16 protein-coding genes and 4 tRNA genes are annotated in these 15747 nt (G+C 45.4%); 11 read left to right on the top strand and 9 right to left on the bottom strand.

Annotated features, from left to right (window positions below; translation table 11 throughout):
• Window positions 1–255: 255 nt before the first annotated feature.
• From NSA57_RS01055 to NSA57_RS01065, 4 genes are all read right to left on the bottom strand, one after another.
• Window positions 256–1317 carry an RluA family pseudouridine synthase gene (locus NSA57_RS01055; RefSeq protein WP_257463739.1) on the bottom strand — a complete coding sequence of 354 codons (1062 nt, stop codon included), beginning with the start codon at window positions 1315–1317 and terminating at the stop codon, window positions 256–258.
• Between the two features lie 31 nt (window positions 1318–1348).
• Window positions 1349–1576: a GNAT family N-acetyltransferase gene (locus NSA57_RS19865; protein ID WP_354183244.1), complete on the bottom strand. Its 228-nt coding sequence runs from the start codon at window positions 1574–1576 to the stop codon at window positions 1349–1351.
• Window positions 1577–1613: 37 nt separating this feature from the next.
• A tRNA-Trp gene (locus NSA57_RS01060) sits at window positions 1614–1684 on the bottom strand.
• Between the two features lie 53 nt (window positions 1685–1737).
• Window positions 1738–1825 (bottom strand) — tRNA-Ser (locus tag NSA57_RS01065).
• A gap of 132 nt (window positions 1826–1957) precedes the next feature.
• Here NSA57_RS01065 and epsC point away from each other — a divergent pair.
• The 3 genes from epsC to NSA57_RS01080 all read left to right on the top strand — a co-directional run bounded on the left by epsC (window position 1958) and on the right by NSA57_RS01080 (window position 3301).
• Window positions 1958–2890 (top strand): serine O-acetyltransferase EpsC, encoded by a 933-nt coding sequence (epsC, locus tag NSA57_RS01070; protein WP_138269991.1) that lies wholly within the window; start codon window positions 1958–1960, stop codon window positions 2888–2890.
• 262 nt (window positions 2891–3152) lie between these two features.
• Window positions 3153–3223, top strand: a tRNA-Gly gene (locus tag NSA57_RS01075).
• A 5-nt stretch (window positions 3224–3228) separates the two neighbouring features.
• Window positions 3229–3301, top strand: a tRNA-Gly gene (locus tag NSA57_RS01080).
• A 37-nt stretch (window positions 3302–3338) separates the two neighbouring features.
• On the opposite strand, the gene NSA57_RS01085 is transcribed toward NSA57_RS01080, so the two are convergent.
• The 3 genes from NSA57_RS01085 to NSA57_RS01095 form a co-directional block, all read right to left on the bottom strand.
• Window positions 3339–3500: a hypothetical protein gene (locus NSA57_RS01085; protein ID WP_257463740.1), complete on the bottom strand. Its 162-nt coding sequence runs from the start codon at window positions 3498–3500 to the stop codon at window positions 3339–3341.
• Complete coding sequence (locus NSA57_RS01090; protein ID WP_173752042.1) at window positions 3500–3715, bottom strand: DUF378 domain-containing protein; 216 nt, start codon at window positions 3713–3715, stop codon at window positions 3500–3502. The genes NSA57_RS01085 and NSA57_RS01090 overlap by 1 nt, the downstream gene beginning before the upstream one ends.
• A gap of 85 nt (window positions 3716–3800) precedes the next feature.
• Entirely contained in the window at window positions 3801–4913 is a 1113-nt protein-coding gene (locus NSA57_RS01095) for a DUF5067 domain-containing protein (protein WP_178709654.1), read from the bottom strand.
• Between the two features lie 294 nt (window positions 4914–5207).
• Here NSA57_RS01095 and NSA57_RS01100 point away from each other — a divergent pair, with 294 nt between their 5' ends.
• The 3 genes from NSA57_RS01100 (at window position 5208) to NSA57_RS01110 (ending at window position 8775) form a co-directional block, all read left to right on the top strand.
• Entirely contained in the window at window positions 5208–6137 is a 930-nt protein-coding gene (locus NSA57_RS01100; RefSeq protein ID WP_173752044.1) for an alpha/beta fold hydrolase, read from the top strand.
• 476 nt (window positions 6138–6613) lie between these two features.
• Window positions 6614–8179, top strand: coding sequence for a 4-alpha-glucanotransferase (gene malQ, locus NSA57_RS01105; protein ID WP_257463742.1), 1566 nt, complete (start codon window positions 6614–6616; stop codon window positions 8177–8179).
• Window positions 8180–8274: 95 nt separating this feature from the next.
• The gene (locus tag NSA57_RS01110; protein WP_257463743.1) at window positions 8275–8775 is read left to right on the top strand and encodes a hypothetical protein; all 501 of its coding nucleotides are present in this window, start codon (window positions 8275–8277) and stop codon (window positions 8773–8775) included.
• Between the two features lie 72 nt (window positions 8776–8847).
• On the opposite strand, the gene NSA57_RS01115 is transcribed toward NSA57_RS01110, so the two are convergent.
• The gene (locus tag NSA57_RS01115) at window positions 8848–9366 is read right to left on the bottom strand and encodes a VanZ family protein (RefSeq protein ID WP_257463744.1); all 519 of its coding nucleotides are present in this window, start codon (window positions 9364–9366) and stop codon (window positions 8848–8850) included.
• A 165-nt stretch (window positions 9367–9531) separates the two neighbouring features.
• On the opposite strand from NSA57_RS01115, the gene thyA reads away from it, so the two are divergent.
• Window positions 9532–10380 (top strand): thymidylate synthase, encoded by an 849-nt coding sequence (thyA, locus tag NSA57_RS01120; protein ID WP_257463745.1) that lies wholly within the window; start codon window positions 9532–9534, stop codon window positions 10378–10380.
• Between the two features lie 20 nt (window positions 10381–10400).
• Window positions 10401–10892, top strand: coding sequence for a dihydrofolate reductase (locus tag NSA57_RS01125; protein ID WP_147598074.1), 492 nt, complete (start codon window positions 10401–10403; stop codon window positions 10890–10892).
• 86 nt (window positions 10893–10978) lie between these two features.
• Here the strand turns inward: NSA57_RS01125 and NSA57_RS01130 are convergent, their stop codons facing one another.
• Window positions 10979–12004 carry a branched-chain amino acid aminotransferase gene (locus NSA57_RS01130; protein WP_022067105.1) on the bottom strand — a complete coding sequence of 342 codons (1026 nt, stop codon included), beginning with the start codon at window positions 12002–12004 and terminating at the stop codon, window positions 10979–10981.
• A gap of 198 nt (window positions 12005–12202) precedes the next feature.
• On the opposite strand from NSA57_RS01130, the gene NSA57_RS01135 reads away from it, so the two are divergent.
• The 3 genes from NSA57_RS01135 to ispG all read left to right on the top strand — a co-directional run bounded on the left by NSA57_RS01135 (window position 12203) and on the right by ispG (window position 15739).
• Window positions 12203–13405 (top strand): 5-bromo-4-chloroindolyl phosphate hydrolysis family protein, encoded by a 1203-nt coding sequence (locus NSA57_RS01135; protein WP_257463746.1) that lies wholly within the window; start codon window positions 12203–12205, stop codon window positions 13403–13405.
• Between the two features lie 17 nt (window positions 13406–13422).
• Complete coding sequence (locus tag NSA57_RS01140; RefSeq protein ID WP_147598076.1) at window positions 13423–14595, top strand: toxic anion resistance protein; 1173 nt, start codon at window positions 13423–13425, stop codon at window positions 14593–14595.
• A gap of 88 nt (window positions 14596–14683) precedes the next feature.
• A complete protein-coding gene (ispG, locus tag NSA57_RS01145; protein ID WP_147598077.1) occupies window positions 14684–15739 on the top strand; it encodes a flavodoxin-dependent (E)-4-hydroxy-3-methylbut-2-enyl-diphosphate synthase in 1056 nt (351 codons plus the stop codon).
• Window positions 15740–15747 lie beyond the last annotated feature (8 nt).

Here is a 15747-nt window from a genome sequence, read left to right on the forward strand (position 1 = left end):
TATCAGGTGATATAAAGGTTTATATGAGATAAATGAAAATGCAGCAGTAAGAAATGTCATAATGATAAGTTTCTGTATCTGTGTCAGTTTCTGGAACAGCTTCAAAATGATAAAGTGCAGATGGCAGGAAACTGTGGATACATGAAAAAGGTTTTTGCTGCGGCAGCCCTGTGTACAGGTGTTACCGGCAAAAAAAGTTAAAGTCACACAAACACGGCAGGTAAGATTTTCCTGTCGTGTTTGTGCGGAGAAGGCTTATGGAAGATATTTTGCCAGGGAAGAAAAATCCTCCGGCAGGGGAGCCTCCAATATAAGATTTTTGCCCTCAAAAGGATGTTCCAGAAAAAGCTTCCAGGCATGAAGGGCAGCTCTTGTAAATGGAAGAGACACAGGGGATTCTCCGGTGTTTCCGTATAAGGTATCTCCCAGAAGGGGATGTCCTGTGGATTTCATGTGTACACGGATCTGGTGAGTCCGTCCGGTATCCAGGAAGAGGGAAACGAGAGACCAGTCAGCAGTACTGTGAAGTACCTGATAATGGGTGACGGCAGTTTTAAAATTTCCACCCGGAGGTGACAGAGGATGTTGGTGTGAAGAATTTTTTTCAAGATCCACAGGAAGGTTGCCAAAGGTAAAGCTGTCTGACAGCAATACGGTCATTTTCCGGGGATCATCAGGATCCGGGCCAATGGGAAGACTGATGGTGTGTCCCTGTGACAAAAGCGCAGAAGAGGACGGAGGCACAGTTTTTTCAGCACAGGGATCAACAGGCAGGCATCCGGATACCACTGCCAGATACTGCTTTTTCAGATGATTGTGGCAGCGCTGGGCCTGCAGTCTGGCAGCAGCCGTCTGATTTTTGGCAAAAATTACGATTCCCGAGGTTTCCCGGTCCAGTCTTCCTACAGGGCGGATGACGATCTTTTCTTTTTTGGAACGGAAGTACCAGGAAACCTGATTGGAAAGACTGTCACGATAATGACAGCCGGAAGGATGGGTGACAATTCCGGCAGGCTTGTTTACCGCCAACAGATCCTGGTCTTCATACAGAATTTCCAGAGGCGGCAGAGCAGCCTCAGGAGGGGAGGCCAGATGCCCGGAGCTTAAACCGGATTCTTCCAGACATACAGTAATCATATCTCCCGGATAAACAGATTCTGTGACCCGGCAGCGGACCCCGTTTTTGAGAATTCCCTGTGGGCGGAATTTTGCCCGGGAAATCTGATTTTTTGTCAGGCCTCCCTGTGAGCGCAGAACCTGACCCACTGTGTGGAAGCCGGAATTTTTATTTACAGTAAAGGTAAGAAAACGTTCCATATGTTTCCTCCTGATTGAAAACAGATAAATGCTACAGATTTCGTTCCATGATAATATATTTTTGAGTATCCACTGGAAGAAAACCGTTCTTTTTCCAAAATCCATAGCTTTGGGGATTATTTTTATCAACACCCAGTTGTATTTTATTATAATTTGATTTTTTCAGATAAAGGATAATTTCTGTAATGATTCGCGAGCCAGTGCCAGTGTGCTGATATTGAGAATCTACCATAAACAGTCCGATAAAGAAATAAAATATCCGGAATTCATGTCAGAATTCCGGATATCCGTAAAAGCAGGGGATGAGAGAATCGAACTCCCACCAAAGGTTTTGGAGACCCCTATCATACCATTTGACCAATCCCCTATATGTGCATCAAACAAAAATTATTATACTATGAAAAAATCTGTTTGTCAAGACGGAGATGGAGGGATTTGAACCCTCGCGCCGGTTGCCCGGCCTACCGCATTTCGAGTGCGGACCCTTCAGCCACTTGGGTACATCTCCATGACAGATTTTATTATATCGGCTGACCCGGGGAAAGTCAAATTATTTTTGGAATCTGTTTCTGTTCCTTGACGCACAGAAAAAGCTATACTATATTATAAGATAAAAAGATTTCAGCAGACAGGAGGAATTATGAGCAGAAAAAAAGAAGCAGTTTTAAAAGCTGCAGAAAGTCTTACAGAAAATTATGACAGGGAAGAGCTGTTTATGCCGAAAAACGGAAGAAGCCTTCCTAACAGATCTGTGATCATTGATCTGGTGAGAGATCTCCGGTCTGTGATATTTCCGGGATATTTTGGTGAGGATACGGCGGCAAGGCTGTTTCCGGAGCAGTTTACAGCATTTCTTCTGAATGATTTTTATGACAGACTGAAAAGTCAGGTGGAAATTGCATTTCTTTACGCTGACCAGGATATACAGAAGGAAGAAGCCTGCGCCAGGGCAGAAGCCATTTGTGATGATTTTTTTGAAAAGCTTCCGGAAGTACAGAAAAAACTTCTGAAGGATGTACAGGCGGGATTTGACGGAGACCCGGCGGCAAAAAGCAAGGAAGAGATTATATTTTCTTATCCTGGGCTGTTTGCTATTTATGTATATCGTCTGGCTCATATTCTTTATATGGAAAAGGTTCCGTATATTCCACGTATCATGACAGAATATGCTCATGGAAAAACCGGAATCGACATCAATCCCGGAGCAACTATTGGAGATTACTTTTTTATTGACCATGGTACCGGAGTTGTTATTGGCGAGACAACGGAAATCGGCAAAAATGTAAAACTGTATCAGGGAGTAACCCTGGGAGCTCTTTCTACCAGACAGGGACAGCAGCTTGCAGATGTGAAACGTCATCCTACTATCGGGGATAATGTGACGATTTATTCTAATTCTACTGTTCTTGGCGGAGAAACAGTGATCGGCGAGAATACGATCATAGGTGGAAATACATTTATTACTTCCTCTATTCCTGCCAATACTAAGGTAAGCGCTAAAAGCCCGGAGCTTGTGATCAAAAAGCCAAGGAACACAGTTTCCAAAGCGGATGTATGGGACTGGGAAAACTAATCTGATCCGGAAAGAAATCAACAGGAAACAGGAGCTGCTGTATCAGCCTGCAGAACAGCAGCTCCTGTAATTAAAAAATAAAGCCGGAATGTAAAAGTAACTTCCGGAAGTGTGAAGAAGAACCGGAAGTTACTTTTACATTTCTCACCAAAAAAATAAAAATAAATTTTTTTAAAAAAAGTGTTGACATTTAGATATATGTGTTATATACTAACGAAGTCGGTTGAGGGAAACACAAAAAACTCTCACAAGACAAACACTTGCGGGTGTAGTTCAATGGTAGAACACCAGCCTTCCAAGCTGGATACGTGGGTTCGATTCCCATCACCCGCTCTTGTGCGATAGTGGCGTAGTTGGTAACGCGCGACCTTGCCAAGGTCGAGACCGCGGGTTCGAGCCCCGTCTATCGCTCTTAAGAGTCAGGAATTGGTTCCTGACTCTTTTTTCTTTATTCTTTTATCTGATAGGCCACAAGAGCAATATTCCAATATCCCTGTTTGTTCAGCTCTCTTTCGAAATCCCGGATTTTTTCCAGGCAGTTTTCCGGAAGCTCTGCAGGAGCTGCAGTACAATGAGACATCGTGGTTTTGTTTTCAGTATCTGCTGCCATTACATTTCCCGCCTTTCCTGTCCGATCACTCCATATAAAGAAAGAAGATAAAGACCACAGAGACCGACAAGCCCATAAACGATCCTTGACAGCCAGCTCATGCTTCCGAAGATCAGAGCCACCAGATTCAGATTAAAGAAGCCGATCAGTCCCCAGTTGACTGCACCTATAATAGTAATGGTCAGAGCAAAATACTGCAAAAATTTATTATCCATAAGTCACCATCCTTTCATGCAGATAGTATTCCGAAAAAACAAAAAAATATTCGCAGCATTTTCAGCTGCGAATATCTTGAAAAAATTATTTGATTTTCAGTACCTGAGAGACAACGGTTCCTCCGCCGAAGCTGAATGCCTCACCTGCCTGAAGCGTTACGTCGGATTCATCCTGAAGTGTAAAGGCCTGACATACAGTAACTGCCTGTCCCGGCTGCACCTCAGTCATAAACTGATCAATGGCTTCGTCATCTGATTCCGGAATTGCAGGTTCCAGGAGATTGCCGTTCTGGTAAGCCTGGAGATTGACATCAACCATGGCGCTGGAAGCGGAAGAGCCGTTATTGCTGTAATCATAATATACAAGAAGACATGGAGCTCCGGCAAAATCAGTTGTCACCCGGTGCTGTTTATAGTGAATGGTAAATTTGTCATTGCTCATATCAATCTTGCCGTCTGCAGATGCCTGAGGCGCTTCCTGCTCAGGCTGTGTTTCGGAAGTTTCCATTTCTTCCAGAGACTGATTGATCTCGTCCTGTACATTCGTAAAGTTTGCGGACATTATGCGAACGGTTTCTGTATCCAGAGATACGATCTTCCACTGTCCTCCTGCTTTAATAAGAGGATAGGAAATTTCTGCTTCTGCAAACTTGTCTTTCACAGTTGCTGATTTTTCTTCCAGAAGAGCGGCAAGCTTCTGCTGGGTCTGTTCCTCTGTAAGCTCCTGACCGGAAAAGGCAGTGGAGACGATCTGCTTTAAAAATTCGGTAATGGTTTCCTTGTAAATATCAGAACCGTCAATGTATTTGATTTTTGCTGTGACAGTGGCAGTTCCATTGGCAAGGCTGAAATCTGTTTTTTTGATCTCATAGGTCATTTTCTGATTGACGCCCTGGAAAAATGCATGATAAGCTTCATTTGTAATATCTGCGTTGTCGAGAGCGGACATGTCATTACTCTGAAGCAGGGATTTCATTCCCTCAAAATTCATAGTGCGCACATGCTCCAGGAATGATTTGACTGTGGAGACAGGCTTCTGGCGTTCCATAAAGTAACAGCCTGCGCCTGCGGCAGCGGCAATCAGCAGGACTACAAGAAAAATGATCAGCCCTTTTTTCTTCTTTTTCTTTTTGATGGGAGAGATGTTTTCGGAAGCAGTGACCTGCTCCTGGCTGCTCTCCTGAGTTTGTTGATCCATAGTTCCTCCTTGTTTTTATAAATAGTCTTTTGACAGTATCTGTGTAAGTGTTACATGATTTATTATACCAGAGCATACGGCTGGTTGACAAGGTTATCCTGTGTCTCAGGAATAAATGTTGCTTTTTGACTGCTACTGTTCAGGGGGCATTTTAACCAGGCCGGGCTGACCGGTGATCTTTTGTGTGACAGCGGTTACGTATAAATTACAGGAGGGAAAGAAAAAGAGGATAAAATAAAAAGATAATCAATAAAAAGATAACTGACAGAATGACAGGGCAGGAGGAAAATAGATATGGTAAAAAGATACAGACAGTTTTTCAGATCAGATGCGGACGGACTGAGAATCTCAGCTCTCAGTATCTGTCCGGAGGAAATGCCGTACAAAGGTGTAATACAGCTGGTACACGGAATGAGCGAACACAAGGAACGGTATGAGCCGTTTATGGAGTACATGGCTTCTCTTGGGTATGTGGCAGTGATCCACGACCACAGAGGACACGGGCAGAGCGTCCGCTCCGGGGATGACCTGGGCTACATGTACGGCGGAGGAGCAGATGCCATGCTGGCGGATATTGCCAGTGTCAACCGGCAGATCAGAGAGAAATTTCCGGATCTTCCTCTGATACTGATGGGGCACAGCATGGGTTCCCTGGCAGTGAGAGCTTTTGCGGCAGAGCATGATGACTGCATGGATATGCTGATCGTCTGCGGCTCACCCAGCAACCGGAGGGCGCGGATCGCAGGGAGCGTGATCGCGAAACTGGAAGGAAAACTCTTTGGAATGAGGCACAGAAGCCGTCTTCTGGAAATACTGTCCTTTGGGAATTATGCAGCCAGGTTCAGCGGGGAAAAAAACAGAAACGCATGGATCTGTTCGGATCCGGAGGTATATCAGGCTTATACGGACTCAGAACTTTGCGGATTTACGTTTACGGACGATGCTTATCTGGCTCTGTTTCAGCTGATGAAAAGAGCTTATGATGTGAAGCACTGGAACTGTACGAAGCCGGAGCTGCCTGTTCTTTTTATCAGCGGCGCAGACGATCCGTGCCTGGGCAATGTGCGGCAGTTTGCAGCGGCAGTTCAGAAAATGAGAGACGCAGGCTACAGGGATGTAAAAGGGAAACTTTATCCGGGAATGCGCCATGAAATTCTGAACGAAAAAGACCGGGAGCGGGTATTCAGAGATATTTCTGTATATATCAGGAAAAAAGGTTTCTGAGTATTATAAGCTTTCCGAATAGAAGATATTTTTCTGTCCATACTATGAATGAATATCTGTATGGATAAAGGAGAGAACCCGGTGAAAAGAACACGGAAAATAATTTTTATAGGTATTTTATGCGCTTTCTGTCTGGCAGGCTGCGGAAGAACCGAAAAACAGGCAGAGGACAATGGAGAGCTTGTGTTAGTGTCCGCACAGCACTGTTTTGAAAGGCGGAGCTGATGCTCAGGGGATATACAGGGCAAAATGTGATCATCAAAGGTGATTTGGTATGTATTCTGACCAGGTTGCTGTGAAGGCGGTAAACAGTAACAAGGTGCGAAAGCCGGGGAGATGTCCCCGGCTTTTTCCTTGACCATAAGCATATGGATTGGTATAATGTTCTCCGGGTGACCGGCAAAAACTAAGACTTTATAATGTATGGACCTGAGAAGCCGGATTCATTTAGTGCGAAACACGAAGGAGAAGAATAAATGAGAGCAAGCGGTGTTTTAATGGCTGTTTCAAGCCTTCCGTCAGAATATGGAATCGGATGCTTTTCCAGAGAGGCATATGAGTTTGTAGATCAGCTGGAAAAAGCAGGCCAGCAGTACTGGCAGATTCTTCCTCTTGGTCCGACAGGATATGGAGATTCTCCGTATCAGTCCTGTTCTACCTTTGCGGGAAATCCATATTTTATTGATCTGGATGAACTGGTCCGGGAAGGGCTTCTTACAAAAGAAGAATGTACTTCCTGCAGCTGGGGAGATGACCCCGGCTATGTGGATTATGAAAAAATATATAACAGCAGATTTCCACTTCTGAAAAAAGCCTATGAAAGAGCGGATCTGGAAAATGACAGTGAATATCAGGCTTTTGTAAGGGAGTATCAGATCTGGCTGAAAGATTATGCTCTTTATATGGCGATCAAAAACAGCAGAAACGGAGAGAGCTGGCTGGACTGGCCGAAGGAACTGAAAGACCGCAGCTCCGGATATGTAAAAAGAGCGGAAAGCGAGCTGTCAGAGGAAGTGGGCTTTTATTGCTTCCAGCAGTATCTTTTTGAAAAACAGTGGAAAAAGCTGAAAGCCTATGCCAACAAAAAAGGAATTAAGATCATAGGTGATGTGCCGATTTACGTTGCCCTTGACAGTGCGGATGTGTGGGCGAATCCGGAACTGTTTCAGATTGATGAGGAATGCAGTCCAAAGGCTGTTGCAGGCTGTCCGCCGGATGCATTTTCTGCTACGGGCCAGCTGTGGGGAAATCCTCTTTATGACTGGAAAAAGCATAAGGCTACCGGCTATGCCTGGTGGATACAGAGAATGACCTATTGTATGGAGCGGTATGATGTGGCAAGAATCGATCACTTCAGAGGATTTGACGAATATTATTCCATACCTTACGGAGATGCTACTGCAGAAAACGGCCGCTGGGAAAAGGGACCGGGACTGGAATTATTTGAGGTGTTAAAAAAGAATGTACAAAAGCTTCAGGTGATCGCAGAAGATCTGGGATTTTTGACAGACAGCGTGGTGAAGCTTGTAAAGGACACCGGATTTCCGGGAATGAAAGTGCTGCAGTTTGCATTTGACGGAAGCGAGGACAGTGAATATCTTCCTCATAAATATGATAAAAACTGTGTGGTCTATACAGGAACTCATGATAATGAGACGACAAAAGGATGGCTGGAAGGTCTGCAGGGACATGACAATGAGTTTGTACGGGCATATATCAACTGTTATGACAGGCCTGTGAACGACTGCGTGTGGGGACTGATCCGCACAGCCCTGGCCAGTGTGGCAGATCTGGCTGTGATTCCTGTTCAGGACTATCTGTGCCTGGGAAACGAAGCAAGACTGAATGCGCCTGCAACCCTGGGGCTGAACTGGAGATGGAGAATGCGAAAGGGACAGCTTTCTGATATTACCATTTATACAATGGGAGAACTGAACCGGATCTACGGACGTCTGAAGAAGGAAGAACCGGTATCGGAAACAGAAGAGCAGTCAGCTGAAGAGAAGCTGTCAGAGGAAGAAGCGCAGGATACAGAATGCTGAACAGTACATCTCTGACAGATACACGGAAGCTTTAAGATCTGTAACGGAAAACATAAATGCAGGAAAATGAAAAAACATACGAAAGGGACATTTATATGGAAGAAAGAAATGAAGAACTGGAAATGTCTGCTGATACAGAGTTAAAAAAAGAAACTGAGATTCAGACATCTGAAAACAGCGAGAAGGCTTCAGCAGATTCAGAGCCTGAAAAAAAGGAAAGACCTGCGGCAAATTTCGGCCTTCTGCTTCTTGCCGGAGTATACCTTCTCTATACAGGTTATAAGCTCTGCGCAAACGTGCTGAAAGGCGAAGAGGGGGCAAGCTGGGGATTCTTCATCGCGGGAGCCGCTTTTCTGATCATTGGCGCAGGAATGCTTTTTGTGGCAGCAAAGACTGCGAAACAGAGAAGCGATGCCAAAAAGGCCGCAGCGGCGGAAGAGGAAAAGGAACATCCGGTTGAGCCGGTTCAGGAGCCTAAGAGAATGACCATTGCAGAGCGTGCGAAACTGGCGGGAAATGTAGCGGAGAAAGAGGCGCAGGAAGCGCAGAATTCTGATACAGAAGAGGAGAAGGATAAGGACAAAGATCAGGAATAAGCTCCGGGAGAAATCAGAATATTGTAAAAAGGCCGGGGGAACATGAAAATCCATGTTCCCCCGGTCTGTGTGTTACCGCCTTTTACGGCGCTTTTGGTTTCCGGAAGAAGGCGCGTGGAGGGTGGACCAGCAAAAGAGCTGAACCAGAAGGATCCCGATCAGAGCGCCCAGGCTGTCAAAGCCTACGTCCCGGATCCCGGGAGAACGGCCGGCCACAAAGGACTGATGATATTCATCCAGCCCGGCAAATCCCACGCAGATGATCCCGGCAAGAAGAAACAGCCGCAGTCCTCTGATGCGATATACATAAAATGGAAAAGAAACAGCAACGGCAAGCAGGCAGTATTCTGTCATGTGTGCGGCCTTGCGGACATAGTAATGAATCTGCTCTGCCTCGTATGCAAGCTCTTCATAGCTTTTTCCGGTATTGAGAAGTTCGTTTTTGGTTTCTACGATCTGGTAGCTGATTTTGTAGCTGAGATTCCCGGACACCTCCCCGGTCTGGGCAGAAAATGAAAAAATAATATACATCATCAGCAGCGCTGGCAGAAACGAAAGTGGTTTTAAAAGTGTTATGAGTATTTTTTTCATGAGTTTTAATATAGCACGGCGGCATTGGTTTGTAAAGCACTCTGGCAATCACGGCTCTGGTATGGTATAATAACAGGCAGAATCCGGCCTGCCGGGAAAACGACTTTTGAAGCAGCAGGTTTTCCGGAAAGGCCCAGGAAACAAAAGCAAAAAGGAGGCGCGGACATGAGTGTTGCAGATACAATATTTATTAATATGTGCAGAGATGTGGTTGAAAACGGCACCAGCACAGAGGGGGAAAAGGTACGTCCGGTATGGGAGGACGGAACGCCTGCTTATACAATAAAAAAATTCGGAGTGGTAAACCGGTATGATCTCAGAAAGGAATTTCCGGCTCTGACTCTTCGTAAGACTGCACTGAAAAGCGCGATGGATGAGATCCTCTGGATCTGGCAGAAAAAGTCAAATAACATTCATGACCTGAACAGTCATATCTGGGACAGCTGGGCGGATGAGACAGGCTCTATCGGTAAGGCCTACGGATATCAGATGCAGGTGAAGCATGAATATAAAGAAGGAATGATGGATCAGGTAGACCGTGTTCTCTATGACCTGAAACACAATCCTTACAGCCGCAGGATCATGACGAATATTTATGTGCATCAGGATCTTCATGAAATGAATCTTTATCCCTGCGCATATTCCATGACCTTTAATGTGACAAAGGAACCGGGAAAAGACAAGCTGACTTTAAATGCGATCCTGAATCAGAGATCTCAGGATATTCTGGCAGCAAACAACTGGAATGTGTGCCAGTATTCCATTCTTCTTATGATGTTTGCCCAGGTGTGCGACATGGAGGCAGGAGAGCTTGTTCATGTGATCTCAGACTGTCATATTTACGACAGGCACATTCCGGTAATAAAAGAGCTGATCAGCAGAACCCCGTATCCGGCGCCTTCTGTGAGACTGAATCCGGAGATTAAGAACTTTTATGATTTTACAGTGGATGATCTGATTGTGGAAAATTATCAGACCTGGCCACAGATTAAAAATATTCCTATTGCAATCTAAAAACAGAAAGGAAAAATACCATGAATATCATTGTAGCAGTTGACAAAAACTGGGCCATCGGAAAGGACAACAAGCTTCTTGTAGCCATTCCGGCAGATATGAAAATGTTTCGTCAGGAGACAACCGGAAAGGTGATCGTACTGGGAAGAAAAACACTGGAAACATTTCCAGGAGGACTTCCTCTGAAAAACAGAACCAACATTATCCTTACCACAAATAAAGACTTTAAGGTAAAGGATGCAACCGTGGTTCACAGTATCGAAGAGCTTCTGGAAGAAATAAAAAAATATCCGTCCGATCAGGTTTACTGTGTGGGTGGAGACAGCGTATACAAACAGCTTCTTCCTTATTGTGACACAGCTCATGTGACAAAGATCGACTTTGGATATGAGGCAGACCGCTATTTCCCAAATCTGGACGAGTCTCCGGAATGGGAGATCACAGCCAGGAGCGAAGAGCAGACTTATTTTGATCTGGAATATGAGTTTGTGAAATACGAAAGAGTAAAATAAAAATATGACACAGGAACAGACATGTTCCGGAAAAGAAAACGCTGCAGAGTTTATATTTTCTGCAGCGTTTGACTTTTTGGAAGGTATTATTCGATTACCTGAAGCCAGCCTTCCGGAGCTTCCAGACGTCCCATCTGGATACCGGTAAGAGCTTCATAAAGCTTTTTGGTTACAGGCCCCATCTCTGTCATGCCGGAGGGGAAGCAGATTTCTTTTCCGTGGTCCACAATTTTTCCTACAGGAGAAATAACTGCTGCAGTACCGCAAAGGCCGCACTCAGCAAAATCTTTTACCTCCTCCAGTGTAACCTCGCGTTCCTCTGCTTCCAGACCAAGGCAGTGCTGAGCTACATAGATAAGAGAACGGCGGGTAATGGAAGGCAGGATACTGTCGGATTTCGGAGTAACCACTTTTCCGTCTTTTGTAACAAAAAGGAAGTTGGCTCCGCCGGTCTCCTCTACCTTTGTTCTGGTAGCTGCATCCAGGTACATGTTTTCGTCGTAGCCCTGGCGGTGAGCGTCCATGATCGCATGCATACTCATAGCGTAATTCAGTCCGGCCTTGATATGACCTGTACCATGAGGAGCAGCCCGGTCAAAATCTGTGACACGGATAGTAAGAGGCTTCACGCCTCCCTTGAAGTACGGACCAACCGGGGTGGTAAATACCCGGAACTGATATTCGTCAGCAGGTTTTACACCGATGACCGGATTTGTCCCAAACATATAGGGACGGATATAAAGGGTAGCTCCGGAACCAAAAGGCGGAACGTAAGCGGCGTTGGCTTTTACGGTGTCCACAACGGCCTGGATGAACCGGTCTTTTGGAAATACCGGCATTTCCAGTCTTTTTGCAGAGTTTTCCATACGTTCTGCATTCAGATCAGGGCGGAAGGTTACGATCCGTCCGTCTTCTGTTGTGTATGCTTTCATTCCCTCAAAAACAGTCTGAGCATACTGAAGAACGCCGGCACATTCATTGATCACAACAGTTGCGTCTTCTGTCAGCTTTCCTTCGTCCCAGGAACCGTTTTTAAAGTCTGAGACAAAGCGATAATCAGTCTGGACATAGCCAAAACCCAGATTTCCCCAGTCAATGTTCTTTTTTTCCATAATATCATCCTCCTGTTATCCTGTGACAACAGCTTTTTAAATACTTTGCCACGTTACTGTGAGATATAATCAGTGTAGCACTTTTGCCGGTGAACTTCAATGAAAACTTGTATTTTGAACGGTACTTCGCTATAATAAATATACAGTCTGCACGGGAGCAGATCCCAAAAAGCAGAAGCAGTCTGATGGAGACAGAATATGGAAAAAAATCAAAAAAACAACAGTCAGGATTTTGATTTTTCTGTTGTGGAAGATAAAATACAGCAGGTTCAGAACATCATTGAAAAGGCTGTAAAATCTAAAGATTTTCAGGAAATGAGCCAGTCAGTGACACAGATGGTAAATAAAACCCTGGATCAGTATAAAAAAGAGCATCCGGAAATGGGAAAAACCAGAGAGAAGCCGCAGGCTGATCATCGCAGTGACCGGGAATCGGGAAGCGCAGCCAATGGTGAGAAGCTTCAGATGCTTTATATGAAGCCGACCGGAGAGAAAGTAAGAAGTATTCTCCTTGCTGTATTTGGAGGAATTCTTACAGGAAGTACGGCATGTGGATTTCTGGCAGTCCAGATGGTACGGCTTCTGACAGATTCCGGAAGCAGCGGAGCGGCGGCAGTTATGCTGACAGGAATGGCGGCAGGAGCCTTTATGCTGGGAACAGGTATCCTTGGACTGGGGAAGCTCAGGAGATTCAAAAAATATCAGAAAACTCTGGGAAAAAGAACCTACTGTGATCTTACAAAGCTTGCGCAGGCAGTCGGAAAGCCTGTGAAATTTGTAAAAAAAGATCTGAAAAAAATGATCGGAAAGGGCTGGTTTACGGAAGGCTGTTTTGACGGCAGCGAAACCTGCCTGATCACCAGCCGGGAAACCTTTTGCCAGTATCAGGAAATGGAAAAAGCTCTGGAGGAAAAAAAGAAACAGGAGGCTCTCCGCGCACAGGAGGAGTCAGAGCTTTCCCCTGAGGTAAAAGAGGTGCTTGAAAAGGGAAGGAATTATCTGGACAGACTGAGAAAAAGCAACGATGCCATTCCGGGGGAGGAAATTTCTGCCAAGATCTTTAAAATGGAAAAAATCGTGGAGCAGATTTTTCAGAGGACCAAGGCTCATCCGGAGATCATTCCGGATCTGAAGCGGATGATGGATTATTATCTTCCCATGACCGTAAAGCTTCTGGAGGCTTATGAGGATATGGACAGTCAGCCTGTTCAGGGAGAAACCATCCGTTCCTCCAAAAAAGAGATCGAAGATACTCTGGATACTCTGAACGATGCTTTTGCAAAGCTTCTAGATTCTGTTTTTCAGGATACAGCCTGGGATGTTTCCAGTGATATTTCCGTTCTTCATACGTTACTTGCCCAGGAAGGGCTGAAGGACAGTGATTTTAAAATACAGCATTGATCATAAAGGAGAACAAAATGAGCGAAGAATTAAACAAAACAGAAGCGTCAATGCCTTTTCTCACACTGGAGCCGCAGCTGGAACCGGAAGCTCCGGAACAGCCGGAAAATCCTGCCGCTCTTATGGAGGAGACTCCGGATATGGATCCGGTACAGAAGGAAATGGCCCGGATGGAACTGACTTCTGAGGAACAGAAGATGGTGGATTCCTTTGCAGAAAAGATTGATGTGGAAAATACGGCGCAGATTCTTCAGTACGGAGCCGGAACCCAGAAAAAAATGGCGGATTTTTCGGATGAGGCGCTGAAAAATGTAAGAACTCAGGATCTTGGGGAAGTGGGGGAACTTCTCACAGACGTGGTAAGTCAGCTGAAGGATTTTGATACGGAAGAAGAAAAGGGATTTTTCGGATTTTTTAAAAAACAGGCAAATAAAATTGAAAATCTGAAAAACAAGTATGACAAGGCAGAGGCAAATGTAGAACGGATCACAGACGTGCTTCAGAAGCATCAGGTACGCCTTCTGAAGGATTCTGCGTTGATGGATAAGATGTATGAACAGAATCTCCTTTATTTCAGGGAGCTTTCCATGTATATCCTGGCAGGAAAAAAACAGCTTTCCGCTGTCAGAAACGGAAAATTAAAAGAGCTTTCCGAAAAGGCCGGATTAAGCGGACTGCCGGAGGATGCGCAGAAAGCCAGGGATCTGGACAGTCAGTGTATCCGTTTTGAGAAAAAGCTCCATGACCTGGAGCTGACGCGGATGATCTCGCTTCAGACAGCGCCTCAGATCCGCCTTGTGCAGAATAATAATACAGTTATGGCAGAGAAGATCCAGACAACTATTGTAAATACCATTCCTCTGTGGAAAAGCCAGATGGTGCTGGCTCTTGGAATCGCTCATTCTACCCAGGCGGCGCAGGCTCAGAGACAGGTATCTGATGTGACAAATGAGCTTTTGCGTAAAAATGCGGAAACACTTCATATGGCATCTGCAGAAACTGCAAAAGAGTCTGAGCGGGGAATTGTGGATCTGGAAACTCTGAAGCAGACAAATGCAGAACTGATCCAGACCCTGGACGATGTGATGCGGATACAGAAGGAAGGCAGAGCAAAGCGTCAGGCTGCCGAAGCGGAGATGGCGCGGATGGAAAACGATCTGAAAGCAAAGCTTCTGGAAATCCAGAGATAAAGAAAAAAGGGCTGTCACACAGCCGGAAATTCCGGAAAAGCTGTGGCAGTTCTTTGTGTTTCATAATAAATTTTTCAGGAGGAAGATTATGTATCGGGAACATACAAAGGTTATAAAAATCGGAAATAAAAAAATCGGGGGAGGAAATCCTGTTCTTATTCAGTCTATGACAAATACAAGGACAGATGATGTGGAGGCAACCGTAAAGCAGATCCTGGAGCTGGAGGCTGCAGGATGTGAGATCATCCGGTGCGCGGTTCCGGATATGGCGGCGGCAGAGGCGCTTTCTGAGATCAAAAAGCAGATTCACATTCCTCTGGTGGCAGATATTCATTTTGATTACAGGCTGGCTATTGCGGCAATGGAAAACGGAGCAGACAAAATCCGCATTAACCCCGGAAATATCGGAAGTCGGGAGAGAATAAAAGCGGTTGTAGATGTGGCCAGGGAAAGAAATATTCCTATCCGGGTGGGCGTAAACAGCGGTTCTCTGGAAAAGGACCTGGTGGAAAAATATCACGGTGTCACTGCAGAGGGGCTGGTAGAAAGCGCTCTTGACAAGGTGAAGATCATTGAGGATATGGGATATGACAATCTGGTGATCAGTATTAAATCTTCAGATGTGATGATGTGCGCCAGAGCCCATGAGCTGATCGCAGAAAAGACAAAGTACCCTCTTCATGTGGGAATTACAGAGGCAGGAACTTTATATTCCGGAAACATTAAGTCTGCAGTAGGGCTTGGGATCATTCTTTCTCAGGGAATCGGAGATACTATCCGGGTTTCTCTTACCGGAGCGCCTCTGGAGGAGATCAAATCTGCAAAACGGATCCTGAAAACTCTGGGACTTCGAAAAGGAGGGATCGAGGTGGTGTCCTGTCCTACCTGCGGACGTACCAGGATTGACCTGATCGGTCTTGCAAATCAGGTGGAGACAATGGTCCAGGACATCCCTCTTGATATTAAGGTGGCTGTTATGGGCTGCGTGGTAAACGGACCGGGAGAAGCAAAGGAAGCTGATATAGGAATTGCCGGGGGAGTGGGCGTAGGGCTTCTGATCAAAAAGGGAGAGATCATAAAAAAGGTTCCGGAGGATCAGCTTCTGGATACCCTAAGAGAAGAGCTTCTTCACTGGGAAGAATAAGAAAGAGG

The organism is Blautia caecimuris (assembly GCF_024622975.1).
Lineage (GTDB): Bacteria > Bacillota > Clostridia > Lachnospirales > Lachnospiraceae > Blautia_A > Blautia_A caecimuris.

What these genes read in the sequence shown, in the direction of transcription:
- NSA57_RS01055 (WP_257463739.1), bottom strand. Translation starts at nt 1,317, where the DNA reads ATGGAACGTTTTCTTACCTTTACTGTAAATAAAAATTCCGGCTTCCAC.
- epsC (WP_138269991.1), top strand. Translation starts at nt 1,958, where the DNA reads ATGAGCAGAAAAAAAGAAGCAGTTTTAAAAGCTGCAGAAAGTCTTACA.
- NSA57_RS01085 (WP_257463740.1), bottom strand. Translation starts at nt 3,500, where the DNA reads ATGGCAGCAGATACTGAAAACAAAACCACGATGTCTCATTGTACTGCA.
- NSA57_RS01090 (WP_173752042.1), bottom strand. Translation starts at nt 3,715, where the DNA reads ATGGATAATAAATTTTTGCAGTATTTTGCTCTGACCATTACTATTATA.
- NSA57_RS01095 (WP_178709654.1), bottom strand. Translation starts at nt 4,913, where the DNA reads ATGGATCAACAAACTCAGGAGAGCAGCCAGGAGCAGGTCACTGCTTCC.
- NSA57_RS01100 (WP_173752044.1), top strand. Translation starts at nt 5,208, where the DNA reads ATGGTAAAAAGATACAGACAGTTTTTCAGATCAGATGCGGACGGACTG.
- malQ (WP_257463742.1), top strand. Translation starts at nt 6,614, where the DNA reads ATGAGAGCAAGCGGTGTTTTAATGGCTGTTTCAAGCCTTCCGTCAGAA.
- NSA57_RS01110 (WP_257463743.1), top strand. Translation starts at nt 8,275, where the DNA reads ATGGAAGAAAGAAATGAAGAACTGGAAATGTCTGCTGATACAGAGTTA.
- NSA57_RS01115 (WP_257463744.1), bottom strand. Translation starts at nt 9,366, where the DNA reads ATGAAAAAAATACTCATAACACTTTTAAAACCACTTTCGTTTCTGCCA.
- thyA (WP_257463745.1), top strand. Translation starts at nt 9,532, where the DNA reads ATGAGTGTTGCAGATACAATATTTATTAATATGTGCAGAGATGTGGTT.
- NSA57_RS01125 (WP_147598074.1), top strand. Translation starts at nt 10,401, where the DNA reads ATGAATATCATTGTAGCAGTTGACAAAAACTGGGCCATCGGAAAGGAC.
- NSA57_RS01130 (WP_022067105.1), bottom strand. Translation starts at nt 12,004, where the DNA reads ATGGAAAAAAAGAACATTGACTGGGGAAATCTGGGTTTTGGCTATGTC.
- NSA57_RS01135 (WP_257463746.1), top strand. Translation starts at nt 12,203, where the DNA reads ATGGAAAAAAATCAAAAAAACAACAGTCAGGATTTTGATTTTTCTGTT.
- NSA57_RS01140 (WP_147598076.1), top strand. Translation starts at nt 13,423, where the DNA reads ATGAGCGAAGAATTAAACAAAACAGAAGCGTCAATGCCTTTTCTCACA.
- ispG (WP_147598077.1), top strand. Translation starts at nt 14,684, where the DNA reads ATGTATCGGGAACATACAAAGGTTATAAAAATCGGAAATAAAAAAATC.